Consider the following 2,072-nt stretch of genomic DNA (forward strand, 5'->3'; position numbering starts at 1 on the left):
AAGGATTTTCCTGCATATTTGTAAGCAACTGCCTGCTCAAGGTCTTGCTCAAGGACTTCTTGGCAAGCCTGTAGGCATTCCTGATGGCGACCAGCTGCTGAGAGTGCTTGGATGGCCGCCAAATCTGTCACGTCATCAATCGTCGAATCAAGGAGATATTACTGATGGTTTAGAGCCATCTCTCAAGCCAGACCAGAACCTCTCTCAAGCGATCTCTATCCTTGCTCCCCACTCATTGCCGTATTTCGCATTGCCAGCGGCAATAAGCACTGGAGCCCTAGAGAGAGCAGCTCCTGGGCCTCAGAATCATTATTGATGAGGGCCGCATCATCCAGTAACACCCGAATCATCATCAGCACTTCTCTGGCCTTGGCGGCCAATGGGGATCATCTTCTATGTGGCGCTTACAGGAGGTATTGGCGTTTTTGATTGGAAGAGTCAGCGCATCACTCCCGGGCTTTGTAAAAACACTCTCCGGACCCCCTTTACCCTCCGCACTTTCTCCAGACAAAGAATGAGAGTGAATAAAACCTTTCTGGGGTTGTACGCATTTAAGAGGGACCGGAGGGTGCGGAGTGTCCGGAGGGTATTTCCATAGAGCCGACATATCAGACTTAGAAAGATCAGCGCCATAAGGCCGGAATAGAACGTCGTCACCCTTTCCCTCAAGCGGGGCCTTCCGTTTATCCAGTAGCCCCTTATCTGCTAATTGATCAAGAGTATCTCGAGCGGCCTTCTAGGCATCTTTCACTTGGCTGAACTCCACTTCGAGCTCCTGGCGAAGTGATTGGTTGTTTTGAATGCTAACCGAGCATGCCCTAATCACTTCCCTTAGATTATAGTGCAACTATCTAAGTGCTTGCTCAAATCAAATATTGCACTGTAAATCTGTTAATTCGTTATCGCTTTCTGTCTAAGGCGTCTTGCCGCTCAATGCTCCCTATCTTGCTCAAGCAGTTTGACTGCAACTTGTTTCGTAAAGTATGAAACAGCAATTACGTCGTAGGTCAAACTGTGCTTGGCGCAAAATTCACTCAGTGCCTTGTACTCATCTTCTTCCCAGTGTTTGTTAATAATCAATTCATCAAATATCAAGATCGTATGAGAATCTATCACTGTCTTGCAGTTTTCTAGCGCGCATAGTGTCGACGAATACAAATCAGCGTCAAAGTTTATTATTGATGCGATTGGTTGTTGCTTAGAGAAAAAAGTTGGAAGAGTCTCTTCGAATTTCCCTTTGACAAAAATGCCTCCTTCAACCTGTGGAATGACTCCAAATGCAGAGTATTTGCCTTCCTTTTCATTATGCCATCTTTCAGGCAAGCCCTCGAATGTGTCAAAACCAAAACCTCTTTTTAATGACTTAGTTAAATACCTGAATGAAGCACCATTCCACACACCAAATTCGTAAAATGGTCTGCTTGGGATGCTTATGTCGACCATATGGTCGAAGAAGTCCCACCTATTGAAAAATAATAAAGGAGTATTGGGCAAGTCGGAAACCCATTTGATAGATCGAGCATATGGATGCTGCTTGTATTGCGACTGAGAAATATTTTCTAGTAAAGTGCTATCGCCTTGATGGTACCTTAATGCCGCTAGAATGATTTTTGGTTTTGGGTCTTTCGTGTCAATAGAAAGGCAGAGATTGATGCTCTTTTCAGCCTCTACAGCGTTGCTAGCAAGTCCATATAGATTCCATGCAGAGCTGAAATGATTAGGGTTTATGTTAAGCGCCTTTAGCACTGACTTTTTTGCTTCATTGAGATTGCCTAGGTCTCTGTAGATGTTGCCTAAATTGCAAAGCGCATCGGGGTTATCAGGCTTGAGCTCTAGGGATTTAAGAGTGGAGGCAAGAGCTTGATCAAGGTTGCCGAGATCTCTGTAGATCCCGCCCAGGTTGATGTGGGCATCGGGGTTATCAGGCTTGAGCTCTAGGGATTTAAGAGTGGAGGCAAGAGCTTGATCAAGGTTGCCGAGATCTTTGTAGATCCAGCCCAGGTTCATGTGGGCAGTGGGGTTATCAGGCTTGAGCTCTAGAGATTTGAGGGTTGAGGTAAGCGCTTGATCAC

The 2,072-nt window shown here is 45.7% G+C and carries 2 protein-coding genes; both read right to left on the bottom strand.

Translation table 11 applies throughout. The features are described from left to right. Positions 1-215: 215 nt before the first annotated feature. Positions 216-380 carry a hypothetical protein gene (locus PMIT1303_RS13105; RefSeq protein ID WP_156486850.1) on the bottom strand — a complete coding sequence of 55 codons (165 nt, stop codon included), beginning with the start codon at positions 378-380 and terminating at the stop codon, positions 216-218. 550 nt (positions 381-930) lie between these two features. Next, positions 931-2,072 (bottom strand): class I SAM-dependent methyltransferase (locus tag PMIT1303_RS13025; protein ID WP_156486851.1); only part of this gene is annotated, 1,142 nt, incomplete at its 5' end.

This window comes from Prochlorococcus sp. MIT 1303 (assembly GCF_001631965.1).
GTDB classification, from domain to species: domain Bacteria; phylum Cyanobacteriota; class Cyanobacteriia; order PCC-6307; family Cyanobiaceae; genus Prochlorococcus; species Prochlorococcus marinus_D.